Raw genomic sequence first — 22,946 nt, forward strand, 5'->3', positions numbered from 1 at the left:
GCCTGAAGGCCTGGAAGTTCGGTGCCAAGACCGAAGCCATGAACGCCGAGCAGCGCGACATCTTCGAGGAGACGCTGGCCGCCGACCAGGCCAGCCTGCAAGCTCAGCTCGCCGCCTTGCAGCAGGGCAGCACCCCAGGCAGCAGCGCACCACAGCAGCAAGAGCGACGCCAACCCAAGCGCGAAGCACTGCCCGCGCACCTGCCGCGCGTGGACCAGCGCATCGAGCCTGAGGATACGAACTGCCCGACGCCAGAGTGTGGCCAACCCATGGTGCGCGTGGGCGAGGACGTGAGCGAGCGGCTGGACATCATTCCGGCGCAATTCTTCGTGCAGCGCCAGATCCGGGGCAAGTGGGCCTGCCGGTGCTGCCAGATCCTGGTGCAAGAGCCCGCCGCCCCCCAGGTCTTTGACAACGCGCTGCCAACGCCCGGCCTGCAGGCCCATAGCGCGGTCAGCCGCTTCGTCGACCACATCCCCTACTACCGGCAGGAGCAGGTCAATGCCCGATCGGGCGTGCACACGCCGCGCTCCACGCTGGCGGCCTGGGGCGGACAGACTGGAGCGCAGTTGCTGCCGCTGTACGAGGCGCACCGGGCGTTCGTGCTCGGCGCGCGGGTGGTGCACGCCGACGAGACGCCGATCGGACTGCTGGAGCCTGGTGGGGGCAAGACCAAGAAGGCCTACATGTGGGCCTATGCGCGAGGCGCCTTCGAGCCCGAGCCGGGGGTGGTGTTTGACTTCTGCGCTGGGCGCGGGGGCAAATACGCCGTCGAATTCTTGGCCGGTTGGACGGGCACGCTCGTGGTCGACGCCTACAGCGGCTACGACGCCGCGCTGTCTCTGGATGGGCGCAGCACCGCGTATTGCCTTGCACACGCGAGGAGAAAGTTTGACGAACTCTTCAAGGCCAACGCGAGCGTGGTGGCCGCGCAGGCCATCCAGCGCATCGCCTGGCTGTACCGGATCGAGACCGACGCGAAGGTGTTGGGCACCGTGCAAAGGCTGCAGATGCGCCAGGAACGGTCTGGGCCCCTGTGGGAGGAGTTGCACGTGTGGCTTCAACTGGAGCGCAGCCGCGTGCCCGAGGGCAGCGCCATTGCCAAGGCGATCGACTACAGCTTGAACCACTGGGTGGGGTTGGGCCGCTTCCTGCTGGACGGCGATGTGCCGATCGACAACAACTACGTGGAGAACCGGATTCGGCCCTGGGCTCTGGGGCGCCGCAATTGGTTGTTCATCGGTAGCCAGCTGGCCGGGGAGCGGGCCGCCGTCGTGATGAGTTTGCTGCAATCGGCCAGACTCAATGGTCACGAGCCCTGGGCATATCTGAAGGACGTGCTCACCCGGCTGCCGACGCAGTTGAACAGCCGGATCGAGGAGTTGCTGCCCCACAAGTGGCAGCCAGCCGACTGAGCTCCGCACGCACGCATAGACGCGCCGCGTCCACAGGTTCGCTCGAACAAGGATGCATGCGACCAGCGCGGCAACGCTGAGCCAGCGCGCAAACAACGCGATCGTCGCCACGCAAACTGCATCCACCTTCTTCATCATGCCCGCGATATTCGCGGGACATGTGGCTCAACTCAAGATGCCTCGGCTGGACGCTTACCGGCGTGCGTCTCAAGCTCAATGCCTTCCCCGTCATCGGAGACCTCCACTCGCGTCGCGCCGCCCATTGGCCCTTCGTCCACCAGCACTCCGACATTAGTCGCCTTGGCATCGAAGCCATTCCAAGCCAGCTCAGCGATCGCACGCCACGGATCAGTGGTTCGGAAGTGCTTCTTGATCCCCTCCCCGTTGATCTCCGTCTTTCCTGTGATTTGTCGAGTCGCCATGCTCAGTCTCTTGGTTATTCGTCTCGCCCGCGCGAGGTGCAGCCGAGTTCAGCACGCAGTTTAGTGGCCTCGATCGTCGAGACGACGAAAACCGACTATCCCCTTTTGTTTCACTCGCTCACGCGACCCCATGTGCCCAGCGATGGTGCACGCATTGCATCGCAGCACGGCGCAGCAATCTCCTGCCCCGCCGCCAAAGCAATATTTGTTTGAGTGATATGAAACATCACCAGCGTTCCATTGACTGATATTGCTGCAGCGCGAATGATCGATCCCCAGGCGCTGAGTGCATCCGCACTGGCCCGAAAAGACTGATGAATTGATCGACAGACCCGCGATGACAAAAAACAAAGGAGACGCCCATGCATGAATGCCCCGTGACCGTGTTCCCGCAGCAGATCCGCTGGGAGACGGATGGCACCAGCCGCATTCCCTTTCAGGCCTATACGGATGAGGCGCTGTACCGCAAGGAGCTGGACCGTTTGTTCTACAACGGGCACTGGTGCTACGTTGGCTTGGAGGCTGAGATTCCCAACGCGGGGGATTTCAAGCGCACGGTGATTGGAGAGCGCTCGGTGCTGCTGGTGCGTGACAAGGACGCTTCGATCCATGTGGTGGAGAACGTCTGCGCCCACCGAGGCATGGCGTTTTGCCGTGAGCGGCATGGCAACCGCGAGAGCCTGACCTGCCCGTACCACCAGTGGAACTACACCTTGTCGGGCGACTTGCAGGGCGTGCCGTTTCGGCGTGGCGTGAAGCAGGATGGCAAGGTCAATGGCGGCATGCCTGCGGACTTCAACCCGGCAGAGCATGGGCTGACCAAGCTCAAGGTGGCCACCCGTGGCGGCGTGGTGTTTGCGTCGTTTGACCACAGCGTGGAGCCGCTGGAGGAATTCTTGGGCCCCACCATCCTGGGCTACTTTGACCGGCTGTTCAATGGCCGCAAGCTCACTATCCTGGGCTACAACCGCCAGCGCATTCCGGGCAACTGGAAGCTGATGCAAGAGAACATCAAGGACCCGTACCACCCCGGCCTGCTGCACACCTGGTTCGTCACCTTTGGGCTCTGGCGTGCGGACAACAAGTCGCAACTGCTGATGGACGCGCAGCACCGCCACGCGGCCATGGTCTCAACCCGTGGCGCGGCGGGCAAGGCGGCGGATGTGACGCAGGTGTCCAGCTTCAAGGCGGGCATGGAGCTGAACGACCCGCGCTTTTTGGACATTGCGCAGGAGGACTGGTGGGCGGGGCCACCCCTGGCTGCCAGCAGTGGTGATGCTGCGGCGCCCAACGCACCGGCATCTGTGCCCACGGCGGTGATGATGACCGTGTTCCCCAGCGTGATTTTTCAGCAGCAGGTCAACAGCGTGTCCACGCGCCACATCCAGCCCGATGGCAAGGGCGCTTTCGATTTTGTCTGGACGCACTTTGGCTTTGAAGACGACATCGAAGCAATGACGCAGCGCCGCCTGCGCCAGGCCAATCTGTTCGGCCCGGCGGGCTTTGTGTCGGCCGACGATGGGGAGGTGATCGAGTGGTCGCAAGAAGGCTTTGAGACCAAGCCTGCGCACCGCACGCTGGCCGAGCTGGGGGGGCGCGAGGTGGGCGACACGGACCACATGGTGACCGAGACGCTGATCCGGGGCATGTACGAATACTGGCGCAAGGTGATGGAGGCGGAGGCATGACCATGGACTTCCAGACCTACTTTGAACTGAACCAGCTCTACGCCCGCTACGCCCGCGCACTCGACGCGGCGGACTGGGAGGCGTGGCCAGAGTTTTTCATCGAGAACTGCGTTTACAAGCTGCAGCCGCGCGAGAACCACGAGCGCGGGTTTCCGCTGGCCACGCTGGCGTTTGACAGCAAGGGCATGCTGAAGGACCGCGTCTACGGCATCCGCGAGACGCTGTTCCACGACCCCTACTACCAGCGCCATGTGGTGGGTGCGCCGCTGGTGCACAAGGTGGATGCGGATGGTCGCATCCACTGCGAGGCCAACTATGCGGTGCTGCGCACGCGCTTGTCGAAGGAGTCGACGGTGTTCAACGTGGGGCGCACGCTGGATGAGGTGGTGCCCACGCCCGAGGGCCTGAAGTTCGCGTCGCGCCTGGTCGTCTACGACAGCGAGATGATCCCCAACTCGCTGATCTACCCCATCTGAGGAACTGCCATGACGACGATGACGACGCACTGGATTGACGCCGCCGCGCACGGCGATGTGCCCGAGGATGACGTGATCGGCCTGGCCATCGCCGGGCGCGACATTGCGCTGTATGGCGTGGGCGGCGAGGTGTTTGCCACCGATAACATCTGCACCCACGGCCATGCGCGACTGTGCGATGGGTTTCTGGAAGGGCACGAGATCGAATGCCCTTTGCACCAGGGCAAGTTTGATGTGCGCAACGGCATGCCCACCTGTGCGCCGGTGACCGAGCCGCTGCGCAGCTACCCTGTGAAGATCGAGGGCGGCCGCGTGTGGCTGGCCCTGGACTGAACCTCTCAAGGAGCCCCCAATGACTGCCGAACGACCTGAGGTCGAGGCCGCTGCATTGCCGCATGAAGGCGCAAACGTCCAACCGGCCCACACCATCGTGATCGTCGGTGCGGGCCAGGCGGGCGGCTGGGCAGCGCAAACGCTGCGCAATGAAGGCTTTGCGGGCCAGATTGTGCTGATCGGTGACGAAGCCCACCCGCCGCACGAGCGGCCACCGCTGTCGAAGGCCGTGCTTTCGGGCGCCGCCGCGCCGGAGAGCACGCGCCTCATGAAACCCGAGGCCTTTGACGCCCTGGCGGTGCATTGGCGGCCCGGCGTGCAGGTGCGCCGCATTGACCGCGCCGCCAGGCAGGTGCTGCTGTCGGATGGCGCAGTGCAGCCCTACGACAAGCTCATCCTGTGCACCGGGGGGCGCGCCCGGCGGCTCGCCGTGCCGGGCGCCGATCAGGTGCCGCTGCATACGCTGCGCACCCTTGAAGATGCGCAGGCGCTGGCCCCGGCCCTTCGGCCCGGCCGCAGCGTGGTGGTGGTGGGCGGTGGCTGGATCGGCCTGGAAGTGGCAGCCACCGCACGCCAGCAGGGCGCGGAAGTGGTGGTGGTGGAGACGCAAAGCCGCTTGTGTGAACGCACCGTGCCTGCAGAGGTGTCCGCGTATCTGTTGGCGCTGCACCGCGCCCAGGGCGTGCGCGTACTGCTGGGCGCGGGAGTGCGGGGCTTTGCCCGCGCTGCAGATGACCACTTGGAGGTCTTGCTGGCCGATGGCAGCGCGCTGGCGTGCGACACCATCGTGCTGGGCGTTGGCTTGGTGCCCAACGACGATCTGGCGCGCGCGGCGGGCCTGGCCTGCGACGGCGGCGTGCGGGTCGATGCCCAATGCCGCACGTCCGACCCCCACATCCTGGCCGCAGGCGATGTGGCCGTGGCACCCAATCCCTGGGCGGGCCGCAGCCTGCGGTTGGAGTCGTGGCAGAACGCGCAAGAGCAGGGCATGGCCGCTGCGCGCTCGGCCCTGGGCCAGGCCGTGGACTACCAGCCGCTGCCGTGGTTCTGGTCCGACCAGTACGGCATGAACCTGCAGATCTACGGCATGCCCACGCCTGCGCACCGCGTGGTTCAGCGCGGCGACCCGGCCAGCGGCAGCTTTGTGCTGTTCTACCTGGCGGGCGATGTGGTGCAGGCCGCCGTAGGGGCCAACGCAGCGCGCGACCTGCGCTTTGCCCGCAGGCTGATCGAGCTGCGCAAGCCGGTGGATGCCGAGCGGCTGGCCGACCTGGGTACCCCGATGGCCAAGCTGTGACACAGCCTGCGCAGCGCTTCGACGGTGCTCAGCGTGAACGGTTCAGGGGGATGAATTTGATGGAGCGTCATGGAACTTGAAATGTCCGTTCTTGAAATACCCGTTCGGGCTGAGCTTGTCGAAGCCTTGCGCGGCGCTTCGACTGCGCTCAGCGTGAACGGCTTCAGCAGACGAATGCCGAAACCGCAGCACCACTACCAACACAGCATTAGCAAAAGGAAACCACTGATGACCGCAACCACGTCAACCACTTACCTCTGGACCCCGCCCCCCGTCTATTCGCTGCCTGTGCGTGGCCGCAGCGAGCGCCTGCCCATCCACCGGCTGTTCTTTGTGGGCCGCAACTACCACGCGCATGCGGTCGAGATGGGGCGCCCGGTGGACAAGTCGGTGGAAGTGCCGTTCTATTTCACCAAGGCACCGTCCACGCTGGTGGAGTCTGGCGCGACCGTGGCTTACCCACCCGGCACCCAGAATTACCACCACGAAATGGAACTGGTGCTGGCCATTGGTGCGCCCGGTTTTCGTGTGAGCGAGGCCGATGCGCCCCGCCTTATCTATGGCTATGCCTGCGGCCTGGACATGACGCGCCGCGACCTGCAACTGGTGGCGCGCGACAAGGGCCGGCCTTGGGACCTGGGCAAGGATGTGGAGCAGTCCTCCGTGGTCTCAGAGATCGTGCCCATGCCGCAGGTGGTGCTGGGCCAGGGCGAGCTGGAGCTGTCGGTCAATGGCACGGTGCGCCAGAAGTCCGACCTGTCCAAGCTGATCTGGAACATCCCCGAGCTGATTGCCGACCTGTCCAAGTTCTACCACCTGCAGCCGGGTGACCTGATCTTTACCGGCACGCCCGAGGGCGTAGGCCCCGTGCTGGCAGGCGACCGCATCGACGGCCACATTGAAGGCGTGGGCAGCATCGTGCTCCACGTTGGCCCGGCGGAATAAGAAAAAACCACATCCAGGAGACAACCCCACCATGACCACCGACCTCACGCCTTCCCCCGTGCGGCTGCACGCCGTTGCGGGCAAAGGCCAGCCCGAGCCCACGCCCGAGCTGGAGCAGCTGTACCGGGGCTTTGAGCAAGAGCTGCTGGTACCGCTCTGGACGCAGATTGGCGACCTGATGCCCCGCCAGCCCCAATCCAAGGCCGTGCCGCACTTGTGGCGCTGGGACCGCTTGAAGGCCCTGGCCGCACAGGCGGGCGCCATCGTGCCTGTGGGCCGTGGCGGGGAGCGCCGTGCGATTGCGCTGGCCAACCCGGCGCTGGGTGGGCGCCCCTTTGCCACGCCCACGCTGTGGGCCGCCATTCAGTACCTGATGCCCGGCGAAGACGCCCCCGAGCACCGGCACACGCAGCACGCGTTCCGTTTTGTGGTGGAAGGCGAGGGCGTCTGGACCGTGGTGAATGGCGATGCGGTGCGCATGTCGCGCGGCGACTTTCTGCCGCAGGCGGGCTGGAACTGGCATGCCCACCACAACGCTGCCACCGAGCCCATGGCCTGGATCGACGGCCTGGACATTCCGTTCTCGTACTACACCGAGAGCCAGTTCTTCGAAGTGGGGCGCGAGAAGCTCCCGCCCGCCGAGCGCACCACCGCCGAGCGTTCTTATTCCGAAAGGCTGTGGGGCCACCCGGGCCTGCGCCCGGTATCGATGGTGCAGGCGCAGCCCGCCACGCCGCTGCTGGCCTACCGCTGGGTGGACACCGACCGTGCACTGGCCGATCAGCTGGCGTTGGAAGACGAAGGCCAGGCGGGCACGCTGAGCCCCGGGCACGCGGCGGTGCGCTTTACCAACCCCACCACCGGCGCCGATGTGTTGCCCACGATGCGGACCGAAATGCACCGCGTGCGCGCGGGCGGTGCAACGCGGGTTCAGCGTGAGGTGGGTTCGTCCGTGTTCCAGGTGTTTGATGGCAGCGGCACCGTCACGGTGGGTGAGCGCACCTGGCAGGTGGCGCGGGGCGACCTGTTTGTGGTGCCGTCGTGGCAACCGTTCTCGGCCCAGGCATCTGCTGCTGGCGCACTCGACCTGTTCCGCTTCAGCGACGCGCCGATTTTTGAGGCGCTGCACAGCCACCGTGTGCAAGTCACTGTTTGATCCATCACTCACCAAGCCGGATTCGGCTTTCATAAAACCAAGGAGACACCCCCATGCTGACCGCCATTCGTTCACAGATTTTTAGACCTGCCCTGGCGCTTTGCGCGCTGGCCCTTGTGGCCGCCGCGAGCTTGCCCAACGCCGTGGCGCAGACCTTCCCCGCCAAGCCCGTCCGCTCCGTCGCGCCGTATTCGCCCGGCAGCGGCCCCGATGCGGTGATGCGCATCCTCAGCGAGCGCTTGTCGCGCAACTGGGGGCAGCAACTTGTCATCGACAACAAACCAGGCGCCAACGGTTTCATCGCCATCGGCGATGCCAAGCGCGCAGCGCCAGACGGCTACACCTTGCTGCAGGTGGACAACACGCACATGGCCCTGCAGCCGCATGTGTTCAAGCAACTGCCCTATGACCCGACCAAAGATTTCGAGCCCGTCGCTCCGGTGTATTTCACGAACTTCTTTGTGGTGGTGGCGGCCAACTCGCCCTGGAAGGATGTGGGCGATCTGATCAAGGCGGCCAAGGCGGCGCCGGGCGACATCACCTACGGCTCCTGGGGCATCGGCAGCGTGGCCCATGTGGGCGCGGCGAGTCTGGAGGCAGCAACGGGCACGAAGATGATGCATGTGCCGTACAAGGACATGGGCAGCGTCTACACCTCTGTGGCCACGGGCGACATCAAGTGGGCGTTTGGCACGGCGGCGACGGCCGGGCCAATGTTCCAGGCCAAAAAGGTGAAGTTTCTGGCCCTGGCTGCGCCCCAGCGCCTGGCGGGCTTCACCGACATTCCGACCATGGGCGAAGCGGGCGGCCCGGCTGGGTTTGAAGTGAAGACTTGGGTGGGCCTGTTCGCGCCTGCTGGCACGCCGAAGGCCGCCATCGAAAAGATCAATGCCGACGTGGGCAAGGTGCTGGCCACTTCAGAGGTCAAGGAGCGCCTGGCGACCTTCGGGTTTGAGCCCTACATCGGCCCGCCCGCCGAACTCACCAAGGCCATTGAACGCGATTCGCGCACGTTTGGTGAAGTCGTCAAGCGTGCCAAGATTGCCCTGGACTGAGACGGAGACTGACCATGAGGCTCTATTCCTTCTTCCGCAGCGGAACATCCCACCGCTTGCGCATTGCGCTCAACCTCAAGGGGCTGGCCTACGAGCAGATTGCGGTCGATTTGCGGCGCGAGGAACATCTGGGCGATGCCTTCAAGGCCATCAACCCGCAGCAGTTGGTGCCCGTGCTGGAGACCGACGAGCGCCTGATGATCCAGTCGCCCGCCATCATCGAGTGGCTCGAAGAGCGCTATCCCACCCCACCGCTGCTGCCCGGCGATGCAGGCGATCGCGCCCAGGTGCGCGCCCTGGCTGCCATCGTGGGCTGCGACATCCATCCCATCAACAACCGCCGCATTCTGGAGGCGCTGCGCCACCGCTTTGGTGCCGACGAGGCTGCTGTGAACGACTGGTGCGGCACCTGGATCAGCGCGGGCTTTGATGCCATCGAGGCGCTGCTGTCGAAGGACCCGCAGCGCGGTGACTTCTGCTTTGGCAGCACCCCCACGCTGGCCGATGTGTACCTGGTTCCGCAGGTGGAGAGCGCGCGCCGCTTCAAGGTGGATGTGTCGCGCTGGCCGCTGGTGCAGGCGGTGGACGCGGCCTGCGCGCAGCTGGAAGCGTTTCGCAAGGCGGCGCCCAGCGCGCAGCCGGATGCGGGCTGAGCCTGAAAGCGGGTACCCCTCAATCGCCCTGCATGTAGAAAGCCTCGGCATGGAGGTGCGCCGCCTCCATGCCTTTGCCCAGCGCCAGCAGCGTGGTGGTCTCTACCATCGGCGGCGAGCCGCACAGATACGCCTGCCAGCCTTGCAGGCTGGCGTGGTCCTGCTCGATGGCCTGGGTCACCAGCCCGCGCCGCTGCGTGGCAGGGTCGGCGCCCGAGGCCACCACCACATGCACCTGCAGGGCCGGGTGCACGCTGCGCAAATGGTCCAGCCACTCCAGGCCATACAGCTCGCGCGGCGAGCGCAGGCCGAAGTACAGGTGAATGGGGTTGCGCATGCCCGCAGCCACCGCGCCGCGCACCACCGACAGCACTGACGCCAGCCCGGTGCCCCCAGCCACGCACAGCATGGGCCCCGTGTGCTGTTGGCGCAGATACGCCGCACCCAGCGGCCCGCTGACCTTCACCTTGTCCCCCACCTTCAGCTGCCCGGCGATGTAGCCGCTGACCCGGCCCTGGGGCATGAGTTGCACATGAAACTCCAGCAGCGGTTCGCCCGGCAGGTTTGCCATGGAGTAGGGGCGCACGTGCGTCGGCGTGAACCCCAGCTGCATGTACTGCCCCGGTGAAAACGCAATGGGCTTTGCCACCTTGAGCAGCAGGCGCCGGATGTCTGCCGCCAGTGGCTCGATGGCCACCACGGTGGCCTTGGCCACGCGGGCGCGGTGCACCACGGCCTCTTCGGGGGCGGGCACTTCGATGGTGCAGGGCTCGGTCACATAGGTCTGGCAGGCCAGCACGGCACCGTCCACGCCGTCCAGCGGGCGTTGCTGCTCGCGCCCGCCATCGAGCACCTCACCAGACAGCACCCGGCAGCGGCAGATGCCGCAGCGGCCTGACAGGCACGAATACGACATCGGAACCTGCGCCGCGCGCAGGGCGTCGAGCAGGTTCACGCCGGGCTCGGCGCGGATCACGCGGTTAAGCGGCTGAACGAGGATGTCCATGGCGGGCTGCGTTCAAGGTCATGCGGGCGATTGTGCCCAGAATTGCGCCTGCCAATCACTGGCTGCAATACGATGGGCACTTCATATCACCCGAGCTGATGGAGTCGCGATGGAGCTATCGGATATCGACCTGAACCTGCTGGTGCTGTTTCAGCAACTCATGGTCGAACGACGCGTGTCGAAGGTGGCCGACAACCTGGGGCTGACACAGCCTGCGGTCAGCAATGCGCTCGCCAAGATGCGGCGCATTTTTGGCGACGAGCTGTTCTTGCGCACCTCGGGCGGCATGGTGCCCACGCCTTTTGCCGAGCAACTGGGCGAATCCGTGGGGTATGCGCTGGGCATGATCCACAGCGGGCTGAACCAGCGCACGCAGTTCACGCCCGCAACGCTCAAGCGCACCATCACCATCGGCATGACAGACATTGGCGAGATCGTCTTCCTGCCCGCGCTGCTGGAGCGCCTGGGGCGGGAGGCGCCGGGCGTCACGCTGAACACCGTGCGCAACAACGCGACCCATCTGCGCGAAGACATGGAGGCTGGCAAGGTGGACCTGGCCATCGGCCTGCTGCCGCAGTTGAAAGCGGGGTTCTTCCAGCGGCGCTTGTTCCGCCAGCGCTATGTGTGCCTGTTCCGCAAGGGCCACGCGCTGGACCGGCCCAAGCTGCTGTTGTCGGACTACAAGGCGGCAGAGCACCTGGTGATCGTGTCAGCGGGCACGGGGCACGGCAAGGTGGACGAGCTTATCCAGAAGGCTGGCATCGACCGTCTGGTGCGGCTGAGCGTGCCGCACTTTGTGAGCGTGGGCCACATCCTCCAAAGCACGGCGCTGGTGGCGACGGTGCCCGAGCGGCTGGCGCTCAAGCTGGTCGAGCCCTTTGGCCTGGTGGTGCGCACGCACCCCGTCAAACTGCCTGACGCGCCCATCAGCGTGTTTTGGCACGCCAAGGTGCACCGCGAGCCGGTGAACCAATGGCTGCGCAGCATGGTGTTTGAATTGTTTGGGGGCGATGGCCCCGCAGGAGGTGGTCTGCCGTGATCTGCGGGCGGGGCTTGCGGCGCAAGCCAGACTGCACCACCGGTCCTGTGAGAACATTGCTATATTATTTATAGCGTGTTGCGCTTGTCAGTAGGGCGGTAGAGCCTGTTTTTGCATAAATTCTGCCATGGCCCCCGAGGGAGGTTGAGTCGTACTTGCCATGCAACGCTGCTCAATACACCAGCCTCTCCGGCCGAATCTCCTGCAGGATGGTCGTCGCAATCTCTTCAATCGACTTGGTGGTGGTGGACAACCACCGGATGCCTGCGCGGCGCATCATGGCCTCGGCTTCGGAGACCTCCATGCGGCAGTTCTCCAGGCTGGCGTAGCGCGAATTGGGGCGGCGCTCGGCGCGGATCTCGGCCAGGCGGTCGGGGCTGATGGTCAGGCCAAAGATCTTGCTGCGAAACGGCACCAGGGCAGGGGGCAGCTGGCGGCGCTCGAAATCCTCGGGGATCAGCGGGTAGTTGGCGGCTTTCAGGCCACATTGCATGGCCAGATACAGGCTGGTGGGGGTCTTGCCGCTGCGGCTCACGCCCACCAGGATCACGTCGGCACCTGCCAGGTCGCGGTTGCTCTGGCCGTCGTCATGGGCCAGGCTGAAGTTGATGGCTTCGATGCGGTCTGTGTATTCCTTGCTGCGGCTCACGTCGCTGAAGCGGCCCACACGGTGGTGCGATTTGATGCCCAGCTCCTGCTCCAGCGGGTGGACGAAGGTGCCGAACATATCGAGCAGCATGCCCTTGCAGCCGTCCTGGATGACCTTGAGCACTTCCATGTTGACCAGCGTGGTGAAGACGATGGGCTTTTTGCCCTCGACTTCTCCGGTGTGGTTGATCTGCCGCACGGCTTGGTGGGCCTTGTCCACCGTGTCGATGAAGGGCAGGCGCACATGGCGCGGCTTCATCTCGAATTGGGCCAGGATGGCGTTGCCGAAGGTTTCGGCGGTGATACCGGTGCCGTCAGAGACAAAAAATACGGTGCGCGAGTGCATGGAGCCCCTTTTTTTGGATGCGGCTTGCGCCAGCCGGGTTGCCACCACAAAGAAGTGGTGATTGCCCGATTTGCGTAAGTCGCGTGAAAGCGTCAGCCCGCTGCCAGATGCTCGGGCCTACAATTGTCACAATTATCCAATTCTCACCATGCACCGCGTCGGCCCACAACCACAACGACAAAGCCTCAGGCCGTGCATGGCCGCCTGCCAGGAGCCATCCAGGGCCCGGCACGCAGACCCGGTTTCAACTTCTGGAGCTTTCCCATGTCTGCACTTTTCAGCCCGACCGCCCTGGTCGTACCGTTTGAAAACCTGAGAATGACCGATGTCGAGGTCGTTGGCGGTAAAAACGCCAGCCTCGGCGAGATGATCTCCCAGCTGCCGCAGGGCGTGCGTGTGCCCACGGGCTTTGCCACCACCGCCCACGCGTTCCGCGAGTTCCTGGCCTATGACGGCCTGGCCGACCGCATTAGCGCCAAGCTCAAGAGCCTGGACACCGAAGACGTGCGCGCGCTTGCACAAGTGGGTGCAGAAATCCGCGCCATGGTCGAGGCCCAGCCCTTCCCGGCCGACCTGCAAAAGGCCATTGCCGACGAATTTGCCAAGCTGAGTGCTGGCAACCCCGCTGCCTCTTTTGCCGTGCGCTCTTCCGCCACGGCCGAGGACCTGCCCGACGCATCGTTTGCCGGCCAGCAGGAAACCTTCCTGAACGTGGTGGGCATCGACGAAGTCATGCACAAGATGAAGGAAGTGTTCGCGTCGCTGTACAACGACCGCGCCATTTCCTACCGGGTGCACAAGGGCTTCGAGCACGATGTGGTGGCCCTGTCGGCCGGTGTGCAGCGCATGGTGCGCTCCGACCTGGGCGCTGCCGGCGTGATGTTCACCATCGACACCGAATCCGGCTTTGAAGACGTGGTTTTCATCACCAGCAGCTACGGCCTGGGCGAAACCGTGGTGCAGGGCGCCGTGAACCCCGATGAGTTCTACGTGCACAAGCCCATGCTCCAGGCCGGCAAGAAGGCGCTGATCCGCCGCAACCTGGGCAGCAAGCTGATCCAGATGGTGTTCTCCACGCCTGAGGAAAAGGCCGCCAGCGGCAAGCTCGTCAAGACCATTGATGTGCCCACCGAGCAGCGCAACCGCTACTCGCTGACCGACGCCGACGTGGAGCAACTGGCGCGCTACGCGCTCGTGATCGAGCAGCACTATGGCCGCCCCATGGACATCGAGTGGGGCAAGGACGGCACCGACGGCCAGCTCTACATCCTGCAGGCCCGCCCCGAGACGGTGAAGAGCCAGGCCAAGGGCCAGGCCGAGCTGCGCTACAAGCTCAAGGGCCATGGCACCGTGCTGGCCGAGGGCCGCGCCATTGGCCAGAAGATTGGCACCGGCCCGGTGCGCCTGGTGCACAACATTTCCGAGATGGACAAGGTCCAGCCCGGCGATGTGCTCGTGACCGACATGACCGACCCCAACTGGGAACCCGTGATGAAGCGCGCCAGCGCCATCGTCACGAACCGGGGCGGCCGCACCTGCCACGCCGCCATCATTGCGCGCGAGCTGGGCATCCCGGCCGTGGTGGGCTGCGGCGACGCGACCGAGCGGCTGAAGGACGGCACGCTGGTCACGGTGAGCTGCTCCGAGGGCGACACGGGCAAGATCTATGACGGCCTGCTTGAAACCGAAGTGACCGAAGTGCAGCGCGGCGCGATGCCCCCCATCAAGACCAAGATCATGATGAACGTGGGCAACCCCCAGCTGGCCTTTGACTTCTGCCAGCTGCCCAACGAAGGCGTGGGTCTGGCCCGGCTGGAGTTCATCATCAACAACAACATTGGTGTGCACCCCAAGGCCATCCTGGACTACCCCCAGATCGATGCCGACCTGAAGAAGGCCGTGGAGTCCGTGGCCCGTGGCCATGCCAGCCCCAGGGCGTTCTATGTGGACAAGGTCGCCGAAGGCGTGGCCACTATTGCGGCCGCCTTCTGGCCCAAGCCCGTCATCGTGCGCCTCTCGGACTTCAAGTCCAACGAATACCGCAAGCTGATCGGCGGCAGCCGCTACGAGCCCGAGGAAGAAAACCCGATGCTGGGCTTCCGTGGCGCAGCCCGCTACATCAGCGAAGACTTCGGTGAAGCCTTTGCCATGGAGTGCGAGGCGCTCAAGCGCGTGCGCAACGACATGGGCCTGACCAACGTGCAGGTGATGGTGCCGTTTGTGCGCACGCTGGGCCAGGCCGAGCGCGTGACCAAGCTGCTGGCCACCCATGGCCTTCAGCGCGGCAAGGACGATCTCAAGGTCATCATGATGTGCGAAGTGCCGAGCAACGCCATCCTGGCCGAGCGCTTCCTGGAGTTCTTCGACGGCTTCTCCATCGGCTCCAACGACCTGACCCAGCTCACGCTGGGCCTGGACCGTGATTCGGGCCTGGAGCTGCTGGCGCAGGACTTTGATGAGCGTGACCCCGCTGTCGAGGCACTGATTCATCAGGCCATCAAGGCCTGCCTGGCCCAGGGCAAGTACATCGGCATCTGCGGCCAGGGCCCCAGCGACCACCCTGACTTTGCGCAGTGGCTGGCCAAGGAAGGCATCTCGTCGATCTCGCTCAACCCCGACAGCGTGATCGCCACCTGGCAGCAACTGGCAGGCTGACGCTCCGACCGGGCTGCCATGTGCCGACTGCACCACCCGCCACTGCGTCCCTGATGCCGTGCCTGTGATGCAGCCACCGCAGCAGCACCGGCGTTCTGCAGATGCCGAAATGGCGGGCCCGTTCCCGCCCGATCTGCACGATGTGCGGCACCTCAAGCTCAAGGCCGGCTTGCTGCTGCTATGGGCGCTGGTGTCGTTTGGTGCCACCTACTTCGCCCGGGACCTGCAAGTGCTGGTCTTTGGCGGGTGGCCCCTGGGTTACTGGATTGCGGCGCAGGGGGCAGTGCTGGTGTTCATTGGCATTGTGGTGGTCTATGGCTGGGCCATGAACCGCTTCGAACGGCAGGATGCGGAGCGCCTGGCAGCGGATGCCGCAGCCCTTTCGGACGACGCGGACCGCCCCCACGGCTGACCATGGCTGAAAACAATTCTTCCGACACCGATCGGGCCTATCTGTGGCGGTTGCACCGCATCCTGGCGCTGTATGTGACCGGGGTGCTGGCCTTTCTGGCGCTGATGACCTGGGCAGAGCACCAGGGGCTTTCGCGGCACTGGATCGGGCCGATTTTTCTTTTCCTCACGGTGATGGTCTACGCGGGCATCGGTGTCTATGGCCGTACCACCGACCCCGAGGAATACTACGTGGCGGGTCGGCGCATTCCGCCCATGTACAACGGCATGGCGGCAGCGGCAGACTGGATGAGTGCCGCATCGTTCATCAGTCTGTCGGGGGCGCTTTACCTGCAGGGTTTTTCCGGCACACCGGGGCAGGCCGGGGGGCTGGCCTATCTGCTGGGGTGGACGGGAGGCTTTTGCCTGGTGGCGATGCTGATCGCACCGCACCTGCGCGCCATGGGCCTGTACACCGTGCCCGATTTTTTCCATGTGCGTTTTGGCGGCCGGTGGCCGCGTGTGATTGCGGCGCTGGCGGCGGTGCTCTGTTCGTTCACGTACGTGGTGGCGCAGATTTACGGTGTGGGGCTGATCGCTTCGCGCCTGACCGGTGTGCAGTTCGAGATCGGCATCATGCTGGGCCTGGGCGGGGTGCTGCTGTGCTCCTTCCTCGGTGGCATGCGCGCCATCACCTGGACGCAGGTGGCGCAGTATGTGGTGGTGCTGCTGGCGTTCCTGATCCCAGTGTCCTGGCTGGCGTACAAACAATTGGGCAACCCGTTGGCGCCCGCAGTCTATGGCGCGCAGATCAGCAAGATCGCCGACCTGGAAGCGCAGCTGCTCGATTCCCCCGCAGAGCATCAGGTGGTGCAGACCTACCTGCGGCGCGCCCAGGATTTTGAGGCGCGGCTGCGTGATGTGGAAGGCGCCCTGGAGCGTGAGCGCGAGAAAGGGCGGGAGCGCATTCGCGCGCTGCGCACCCAGAACGCCGATGTAGGCTTGATCGTCACGGCCAGCCGCGAGCTGGCGGCCCTGCCGCGCGATGCCGCAGCGGCGCGCGAACGCTGGACCCGCGAAATGCGCGAGAACTACGAACGTGCGCGCCCCCTGGGCGGCTTGCCCCTGCACAGCCAGGCGTATGTGGGTGACCCGCAGGGCACGCCCGACGAGCAACGCGACTACGAGCTGACGCGCCGCAACTTCCTGGCACTCATGTTCTGCCTGATGGTGGGCACGGCAGGCTTGCCGCACCTGCTCACGCGCTACTACACCTCGCCCACGGTGTCGGCGGCGCGGGCATCGGTGGCGTGGTCGCTGTTTTTCATCGCCTTGCTGTACCTGAGTGCGCCCGCGTTAGCGGTGCTGGTGAAATTCGAGGTCATGCAAAACCTGGTGGGCAGCAGTTTCGAGGCTTTGCCCACCTGGATGGCCCAATGGGCGCGGGTGGACAGCTCGCTGTTGTCGGTGGAAGACGTGAACGCTGACGGCATCGTGCAGTTTGGAGAGATCCGGCTGGGGGCCGACCTCATCATGTTGGCCACGCCGGAGCTGGGGGGCTTGCCCTATGTGGTGTCGGGCCTGGTGGCGGCTGGCGGGCTGGCGGCGGCGCTGTCTACCGCTGATGGGCTGCTGCTCACCATCAGCAACGCCCTGGTGCGCGACCTGTATTTTCAGGACGCAAAGCGCCAGGCGTCGCCGGAGCAGCGTGTGATTCTGAGCAAGTTTGCCTTGCTGTCCGTGGCCCTGTCGGCAGCATTTGTAGCGGCGCTCAAACCCTCTGAGATTCTGCCGATGGTGTCGGCGTCGTTCTCGTTGGCGGCTTCGGCCTTTGTGCCGGTGATGGTGCTGGGCATCTTCTGGCGCGGCACCACGCGGCAGGGGGCGGTGGCGGGCATGCTGGCAGGGCTTGGCGTGGCGGTGTACTACCTGCTGTCGCATGTGCCCGCCATGCGCGCGCTGCCCAGCTGGCTGCTGGCAGACGGGCTGTGGTTTGGTATTCAGCCCGTCTCGGCCGGGGTGTTTGGCGTGCCCACCGGCTTGGTAGCGACGGTGGTGGTGAGCTGGCTGACCCGGCCTGCCCCGGCGCTGCCGCGCATCCGGTCCGAGATGTAGGGGGACTTGGGTTGGCAGGCTGGAGTGCCCTGCCCGTGCGCCTGCTAATGGGTTATGCGTAAACCCCGATTACCAAGCCTGCGCAAACGTGAGAATCTGGGACGTAAAAGCTTACCTGTCGGGGTGAGCTTCGGTCACACCACAATGGTTCAGCTCAAGGAGATTCATGGTTCTCGTCAAAACGCAGGCAGGGCAGGAAGCGCTCAAGGATCGGCGCGGTAGCCTCAGCTCACGCCAGCGCTCGGCTTTTATTCTTTTTGACGGAAAGCGCTCTACGGGCGAAATACTGGCGGCCACGGCAGCCATGGGGATCACGCAGGAGGATGTCCAGGCCATGATTGCGCAGGGACTGCTGGCTCCGCTGCCGGGGCAGTCTCTGCCTGCAGCTTTTGCCACCCCGCATGATGCGACGGCAGAGCCTGCACCGGCCACCGATCTGGGGACGGTGGCGTCGCCGCTGGAGGGCTCCGGGCGCTCACCCAAGGAGCGTTACCAGGCGGCCTACCCGATCGCCACCGAACTGACAGCGGGGCTGGGGCTGCGTGGGTTCCGGTTGAATCTGGCGGTGGAAGGGGCGGGCAGCTTCGAGGATCTGGCGGCGCTGGCACCCAAGATCCGCGAGGCGGTGGGTGACGCCAAATTCAAGCGGCTGGACGAAGCGCTTTTTGATTGAGGCGCCCGGATCCTCTCCCCCGAGAGGCGCACCAGGTTCATGCGTGAAGTGTTGGCACAAAAAAAGCGGCCCCAGGCCGCTTTGTGTTTGGTGCGTGACCCGTCCTGAATGAGGTTGACACCTTTCTGTTCATCAGGAAGGAAAGTCAAGTGGATCAATGGGTTAAGAGAACGCAGAAGGACTACACACTGGCCTTTAAGCTGGCGGTGGTGGATCAGGTAGAAAGAGGCGAGCTGACGTACGGGCAAGCCCAGGAGCGCTATGGCATCCAGGGTGCCTCGACCGTGCTGGTCTGGCTGCGCAAGCATGGCCGCCAGGACTGGAAGGCCGCATCATCGGGCTTCAAAGGACCCACACCCATGCAAGAGCCATCCAAGCCGCTGACACCCGAGCAGCGCATCAAGGAGCTGGAGGTGCAACTGAAGCAGGCGCAGGAGAAAGCGCAGTTCTTTGAGGCGGTGATCCATGTGCTCAAGCGCGAACATGGGGTAACCATCACAAAAAAGCCTGCTGGCAAGTCCTCCAAGAAAAGCTCGTCCAAGGGCTGAGCGTTGTGAGAGCTTGCCAGTACATGGGCATCAGTCGGCAGGCGCACTACAAGGCCCTGGCCTGCCAACGGCTGCGCGATGAACAACAGGCCAGCGTAGTGGCCATGGTCGATGAGAAGCGGCGACACCAGCCGCGCATCGGCACACGCAAGCTGCACTTTATTCTGAAGGAGCCGCTGCAGCACGCGGGCATCAAGCTCGGCCGCGATGCCTTGTTCGACATCCTGCGTCATGAACGGATGCTGGTCTTGCCCAAGCGGGCGTACCACAAGACCACCAACAGCCACCATCGCTTCCGGCGCCATCCCAACCTACTTAAAGACACAGCAGCCAAGGTGGTACCTAGCGGCTGCGAACAGCTGTGGGTGGCAGACATTACCTACCTGCCCACCAAAGAAAAACCGGCTTACCTGAGCCTGGTAACGGATGCCTATTCCCGCAAGATCGTGGGCTGGCATGTACATGAAGGGCTGGAGACTGCTCAGGTCAGCCAGGCGCTGAAAATGGCTCTGCGCAACAGGCAGACCAGCCAGAAGCTGGTGCACCACTCTGATCGGGGCATCCAATACTGTTCGGCGGAGTACCAACGCATCCATGACCGCCATGAGATCACGTGCTCGATGACCGATGGCTACGACTGCTACCAGAATGCCTTGGCAGAACGGGTTAACGGCATCCTGAAGATGGAATTCCTGCTGCACCGCCCGGCAAACCTTGAGCAGGCCAAGACCATGGTGAGCGAGTCAGTGCGTCTATACAACGAGCAGCGGCCCCACCTGTCCCTAGAATACAAAACGCCCGATGCGATGCACCGGGCGTCTCTTGCAAGCCAATTGCGGCTGGGATTCAATCCCGCATAGGGGTCAACCTATTCCAGGACGGGTCAGCGTCACAGGGCGCAGCGCTCAGCGGCCGACCTTCAGCAGTTCCACATCGAACTTGAGCGTGGCGTTCGGTGGAATCACGCCGCCCGCGCCGCGTGCACCGTAGCCGAGGGCGGCAGGAATGATCAAGGTGCGCTGGCCACCGATCTTCATGCCTTGCACGCCTTCGTCCCAGCCCTTGATGACCATGCCCGCGCCCAGCGAGAACTCGAAGGGGTCGTTGCGGTCGCGGCTGGAGTCGAACTTGGCACCTTGCTCGCCGTTGTTGTAGAGCCAGCCGGTGTAGTGCACCGACACGTTCTGGCCCTTGGTGGCTTCGGCTCCTTCGCCCACGGTGGTGTCTTCGTATTGCAGGCCGGATGCGGTGGTGGTCAGTGCCATGGGTGAAATTCCTTGTTTGCTATTAAAAAAAGAGCTATTGGCGCTTGATGGTTAAGCGCTAGCAGCATTTTTGACCCCCATTTTAACGAAAGCCCCGCGCGGAGGTCCGGCGGGGCTTTTCCCTGAGTGGGGCAGGGGAGCTGTTTGGCGTCAGGCTTTTTTGGCGCGGCCAGCGACCCAGCGGGTGGCGAAGGCCTGCACGTCCGACAGGCGCTTGAGCAGGTCGGCGCCCGAGGGGGTGACGGTGTAGCCGTCGCTGCCGTGGTCTACAAAACCGGCTTCGCGCAGTTCCTTGATGCGGGTGTTGAGTGTGTTGGGGGTGATGCCCCCCACGCTGTCCTGCAGCAGGCGGAAGGTCTGGGGGTGACCGTCCTTCAGGGCCCACAGCACGCGCAGTGCGTAACGGCATTCGAGCCGCTCGAACAACTGGTTGATGGCGGCATTTTCTTTGGAGCTCATGGACGCTTCTCCTCGCGCAAGTGTTGGATCAAATATTCATTCGGGTGGGCGAATGCCGGGCCCGGTGATGCGCTGAGACTATAGCGCGGAACCCATTTTGCTACAAGTTTGGTAGCTCAGAACGCACACCACACATGCGCTACACCCCGAAAAACCTGTGTTACAAGTCAAACTGTTGCGGTAGGGCCACGGTTCTAGGAGCCTGTAGGACTTAGAGCGTCGAAAGCGAAAAATGGACTGCTGCGGTCCATTCGCCATACCTGATAGGCTCCTAGTCGGTCATTCCTGACGGCCCAGCCCTGCCAGATGGCTGACCAGCAACTGTGCGGCCGGGGCCAGCATCTGGGCGCTGCGGTAACAGATGGCGAAGCGCCGCCGGGCCCAAGGGTCGCTCAGTGGAACCACCCGGATGGGCGCAGTCTGGGCAAAAGGCAGGGCCACTTCGCGCGGCACGACACTGATGGCCAGGTTGGCCCGCACCACCCGAAGTGCCGCATCGAAGTTGGACACCAGCACCCGGTGCGCCAGCATCTTTCCCTCCACGGCCGCAGCGCGCGCCAGCAACACCTGCACGGCGCTCAGTGCGGGCATGCTGACGAATTCATGGTCCAGCACGTCGGCAAAACGCACGCTCTGGTGCTGGGCCACCGGGTGCAGCGCATGGGCCACCACGGCCAGGTGGTCGGTACGGTAGCCGCAGGTTTCCAGGCCTGTCAGGTCGGCCGCGTCCCAGCAGATGCCGATGGAGGCACTGCCGTCGCGGATGCCCTGTACGACGTCCGGGCTCACGCGCTCCTCCAGGCTTACCTGGATGTCGCGGTGCGCCGGATCTTGCAGAAAAGCGGCCACGTCGTCTGCCAGTGATTCGGCCATCACCGAGGCCGTGACCAGCATGCGCACATGTCCCCGCGTGCCGGTGGCATAGGCCGCCATGTCGCGTTCAATCTGGCCCACGCTGGCCAGCATGGTGCGCGCGTGCTCCAGCAGGGTTTCGCCCGCCGGGGTGGGCACCACGCCACGGCGTTTGCGCAGTAGCAGGGGCGTGCCCACGGTGTCTTCCAGCTGCGCCAGCCGCTTGCTGATGGCCGAGCCCACGATGGACTCCTGCTCGGCCACGCGCGCGATGCTGCGCTGCTCGCACACGGCGGCAAAGAGGCGCAGGGTCTGCAGGTCCAGATCGCGCATGGGCTCGTCTCCAGGTGTTTGATATTCCTGTTTGGAATCATATGGCTTCCAAAATGTATTTTCTGATTCTGTTGGGAATTTCTAGAATCGACGGCAGAACACCACCCGCCGGAGACAACGCAGTGCTTACCCCCTCTACCGCTTCCACCACCCCGGCGCGTGCCACCGTCCGCGAAGTGGGTCTGCGCGACGGCCTGCAAAGCATTGCCACCGTGGTCTCCACCGCGCACAAGATCGATTGGATCAACGCCGCCTACGCCGCTGGCCAGCGCGAGATCGAGGTGGGCTCCTTCGTGCCCGCCCGGCTGCTGCCCCAGCTGGCCGATACGGCCGAGGTGCTGGCCCACGCCAAAACCCTGCCGGGCCTGGTGGCCTCGGTGCTCGTGCCCAACTACAAAGGCGCCGAACGCGCGCTGGAGCAGGGCGCTGACTTGATGGTGGTGCCCTTGTCTGCCAGCCACGCCCACAGCCTGGCCAACCTGCGCAAGACGCCCGACGAGGTGGTGGCCGAGGTGGCCCACATCCGCGCGCTGCGCGATGCCAGCGGCAGCCGCACATTGATCGAAGGTGGCGTGGGAACGGCCTTTGGTTGCACCTTGCAGGGCGAGGTGGCCGAGAGCGAGGTGCTGCGCCTGATGCAAGCGCTGCTGGATGCGGGCGCCGACCGCGTGAGCCTGGCCGACACCGTGGGCTATGCCGACCCGGCCTCGGTCGCCCGCCTGTTTGGCAAAGCGCGTGCGCTGGTGGGCGACCGCCTGGCCTGCGCGCACTTCCACGACACGCGCGGCATGGGCTTGGCCAACGTCTATGCCGCCTGGCAGGCAGGCATCACCCGCTTCGACGCCTGTCTGGCGGGCATTGGCGGCTGCCCGCACGCGCCGGGCGCCAGCGGCAACGTCACCACCGAAGACCTGGTGTTCATGCTGGATCGCATGGGCATCGCCACCGGCATCGATGTGACTGCGCTGCTCGCGCTGCGCCAGCGCGTGGCCGGATGGCTGGCGGGCGAGACCCTGCATGGCACGCTGTGGCAGGCCGGGCTGCCGCAGAATGCCGCACCTGCCGCGCTGCACGAAGCAGCAACCGCCTGAACCCCTTTTCGGAACGCCCTGAACATGAACGACGACACACCCGCCACCCCACCATCCCCCCGCCTGCCGCTCGAAGGCCTGCGCGT

22 protein-coding genes are annotated in these 22,946 nt (G+C 64.7%); 16 read left to right on the forward strand and 6 right to left on the reverse strand.

Going from position 1 to position 22,946, the window contains the following annotated elements:
* The coding region (gene tnpC, locus NFX52_RS21460; protein ID WP_055398701.1) for an IS66 family transposase at positions 1-1,415 on the forward strand (1,415 nt) is incomplete at its 5' end.
* Positions 1,416-1,585: 170 nt separating this feature from the next.
* Here the strand turns inward: tnpC and NFX52_RS21465 are convergent.
* Entirely contained in the window at positions 1,586-1,837 is a 252-nt protein-coding gene (locus NFX52_RS21465) for an ATP-binding protein (protein ID WP_055398700.1), read from the reverse strand.
* A gap of 362 nt (positions 1,838-2,199) precedes the next feature.
* Here NFX52_RS21465 and NFX52_RS21470 point away from each other — a divergent pair, with 362 nt between their 5' ends.
* The 8 genes from NFX52_RS21470 to maiA all read left to right on the forward strand — a co-directional run bounded on the left by NFX52_RS21470 (position 2,200) and on the right by maiA (position 9,440).
* Positions 2,200-3,525 carry an aromatic ring-hydroxylating dioxygenase subunit alpha gene (locus tag NFX52_RS21470; RefSeq protein WP_055398699.1) on the forward strand — a complete coding sequence of 442 codons (1,326 nt, stop codon included), beginning with the start codon at positions 2,200-2,202 and terminating at the stop codon, positions 3,523-3,525.
* A gap of 2 nt (positions 3,526-3,527) precedes the next feature.
* Positions 3,528-4,001 carry an aromatic-ring-hydroxylating dioxygenase subunit beta gene (locus tag NFX52_RS21475; RefSeq protein WP_055398708.1) on the forward strand — a complete coding sequence of 158 codons (474 nt, stop codon included), beginning with the start codon at positions 3,528-3,530 and terminating at the stop codon, positions 3,999-4,001.
* A gap of 9 nt (positions 4,002-4,010) precedes the next feature.
* Positions 4,011-4,334 carry a non-heme iron oxygenase ferredoxin subunit gene (locus NFX52_RS21480; protein WP_082437470.1) on the forward strand — a complete coding sequence of 108 codons (324 nt, stop codon included), beginning with the start codon at positions 4,011-4,013 and terminating at the stop codon, positions 4,332-4,334.
* Positions 4,335-4,353: 19 nt separating this feature from the next.
* Positions 4,354-5,631, forward strand: coding sequence for an NAD(P)/FAD-dependent oxidoreductase (locus NFX52_RS21485; protein WP_055398697.1), 1,278 nt, complete (start codon positions 4,354-4,356; stop codon positions 5,629-5,631).
* A 228-nt stretch (positions 5,632-5,859) separates the two neighbouring features.
* The gene (locus tag NFX52_RS21490; RefSeq protein ID WP_055398696.1) at positions 5,860-6,576 is read left to right on the forward strand and encodes a fumarylacetoacetate hydrolase family protein; all 717 of its coding nucleotides are present in this window, start codon (positions 5,860-5,862) and stop codon (positions 6,574-6,576) included.
* Positions 6,577-6,607: 31 nt separating this feature from the next.
* Entirely contained in the window at positions 6,608-7,732 is a 1,125-nt protein-coding gene (locus NFX52_RS21495) for a cupin domain-containing protein (RefSeq protein ID WP_207402102.1), read from the forward strand.
* Positions 7,733-7,785: 53 nt separating this feature from the next.
* Positions 7,786-8,787, forward strand: coding sequence for a Bug family tripartite tricarboxylate transporter substrate binding protein (locus NFX52_RS21500; protein ID WP_055398694.1), 1,002 nt, complete (start codon positions 7,786-7,788; stop codon positions 8,785-8,787).
* 14 nt (positions 8,788-8,801) lie between these two features.
* Positions 8,802-9,440: a maleylacetoacetate isomerase gene (gene maiA / locus NFX52_RS21505; RefSeq protein WP_055398693.1), complete on the forward strand. Its 639-nt coding sequence runs from the start codon at positions 8,802-8,804 to the stop codon at positions 9,438-9,440.
* 19 nt (positions 9,441-9,459) lie between these two features.
* Here the strand turns inward: maiA and NFX52_RS21510 are convergent, their stop codons facing one another.
* Positions 9,460-10,446 carry a 2Fe-2S iron-sulfur cluster-binding protein gene (locus NFX52_RS21510; RefSeq protein ID WP_055398692.1) on the reverse strand — a complete coding sequence of 329 codons (987 nt, stop codon included), beginning with the start codon at positions 10,444-10,446 and terminating at the stop codon, positions 9,460-9,462.
* 109 nt (positions 10,447-10,555) lie between these two features.
* Between NFX52_RS21510 and NFX52_RS21515 the strand changes: the two genes are divergently transcribed.
* Positions 10,556-11,485 carry a LysR family transcriptional regulator gene (locus NFX52_RS21515; RefSeq protein WP_055398691.1) on the forward strand — a complete coding sequence of 310 codons (930 nt, stop codon included), beginning with the start codon at positions 10,556-10,558 and terminating at the stop codon, positions 11,483-11,485.
* Between the two features lie 172 nt (positions 11,486-11,657).
* On the opposite strand, the gene ppsR is transcribed toward NFX52_RS21515, so the two are convergent.
* On the reverse strand, positions 11,658-12,479 hold the full coding sequence (gene ppsR, locus NFX52_RS21520) for a posphoenolpyruvate synthetase regulatory kinase/phosphorylase PpsR (protein ID WP_055398690.1): 822 nt from the start codon (positions 12,477-12,479) through the stop codon (positions 11,658-11,660).
* A gap of 264 nt (positions 12,480-12,743) precedes the next feature.
* Between ppsR and ppsA the strand changes: the two genes are divergently transcribed.
* From ppsA to NFX52_RS21545, 5 genes are all read left to right on the forward strand, one after another.
* The gene (ppsA, locus tag NFX52_RS21525) at positions 12,744-15,134 is read left to right on the forward strand and encodes a phosphoenolpyruvate synthase (RefSeq protein ID WP_055398689.1); all 2,391 of its coding nucleotides are present in this window, start codon (positions 12,744-12,746) and stop codon (positions 15,132-15,134) included.
* Positions 15,135-15,201: 67 nt separating this feature from the next.
* Positions 15,202-15,546 (forward strand): DUF4212 domain-containing protein, encoded by a 345-nt coding sequence (locus NFX52_RS21530; RefSeq protein WP_055398688.1) that lies wholly within the window; start codon positions 15,202-15,204, stop codon positions 15,544-15,546.
* 2 nt (positions 15,547-15,548) lie between these two features.
* The gene (locus tag NFX52_RS21535) at positions 15,549-17,639 is read left to right on the forward strand and encodes a VC_2705 family sodium/solute symporter (RefSeq protein ID WP_121420625.1); all 2,091 of its coding nucleotides are present in this window, start codon (positions 15,549-15,551) and stop codon (positions 17,637-17,639) included.
* 166 nt (positions 17,640-17,805) lie between these two features.
* A complete protein-coding gene (locus NFX52_RS21540) occupies positions 17,806-18,312 on the forward strand; it encodes a hypothetical protein (RefSeq protein ID WP_055398686.1) in 507 nt (168 codons plus the stop codon).
* Between the two features lie 149 nt (positions 18,313-18,461).
* A protein-coding gene (locus tag NFX52_RS21545; protein WP_238385630.1) for an IS3 family transposase occupies positions 18,462-19,720 on the forward strand; the annotation gives its coding sequence in 2 pieces (ribosomal slippage) (positions 18,462-18,810 and positions 18,810-19,720; 1,260 coding nt in all).
* A 45-nt stretch (positions 19,721-19,765) separates the two neighbouring features.
* On the opposite strand, the gene NFX52_RS21550 is transcribed toward NFX52_RS21545, so the two are convergent.
* The 3 genes from NFX52_RS21550 to NFX52_RS21560 form a co-directional block, all read right to left on the reverse strand.
* Positions 19,766-20,125, reverse strand: a complete 360-nt coding sequence (locus NFX52_RS21550; RefSeq protein ID WP_055398683.1) for an FKBP-type peptidyl-prolyl cis-trans isomerase — start codon at positions 20,123-20,125, stop codon at positions 19,766-19,768.
* Between the two features lie 150 nt (positions 20,126-20,275).
* A complete protein-coding gene (locus tag NFX52_RS21555) occupies positions 20,276-20,584 on the reverse strand; it encodes a winged helix-turn-helix transcriptional regulator (RefSeq protein WP_010464095.1) in 309 nt (102 codons plus the stop codon).
* Between the two features lie 279 nt (positions 20,585-20,863).
* A complete protein-coding gene (locus tag NFX52_RS21560) occupies positions 20,864-21,769 on the reverse strand; it encodes a LysR family transcriptional regulator (protein WP_055398682.1) in 906 nt (301 codons plus the stop codon).
* 122 nt (positions 21,770-21,891) lie between these two features.
* On the opposite strand from NFX52_RS21560, the gene NFX52_RS21565 reads away from it, so the two are divergent.
* Entirely contained in the window at positions 21,892-22,860 is a 969-nt protein-coding gene (locus NFX52_RS21565) for a hydroxymethylglutaryl-CoA lyase (protein WP_055398681.1), read from the forward strand.
* Positions 22,861-22,946 lie beyond the last annotated feature (86 nt).

It is taken from the genome of Acidovorax facilis, assembly GCF_023913775.1.
Lineage (GTDB): Bacteria > Pseudomonadota > Gammaproteobacteria > Burkholderiales > Burkholderiaceae_C > Acidovorax > Acidovorax facilis.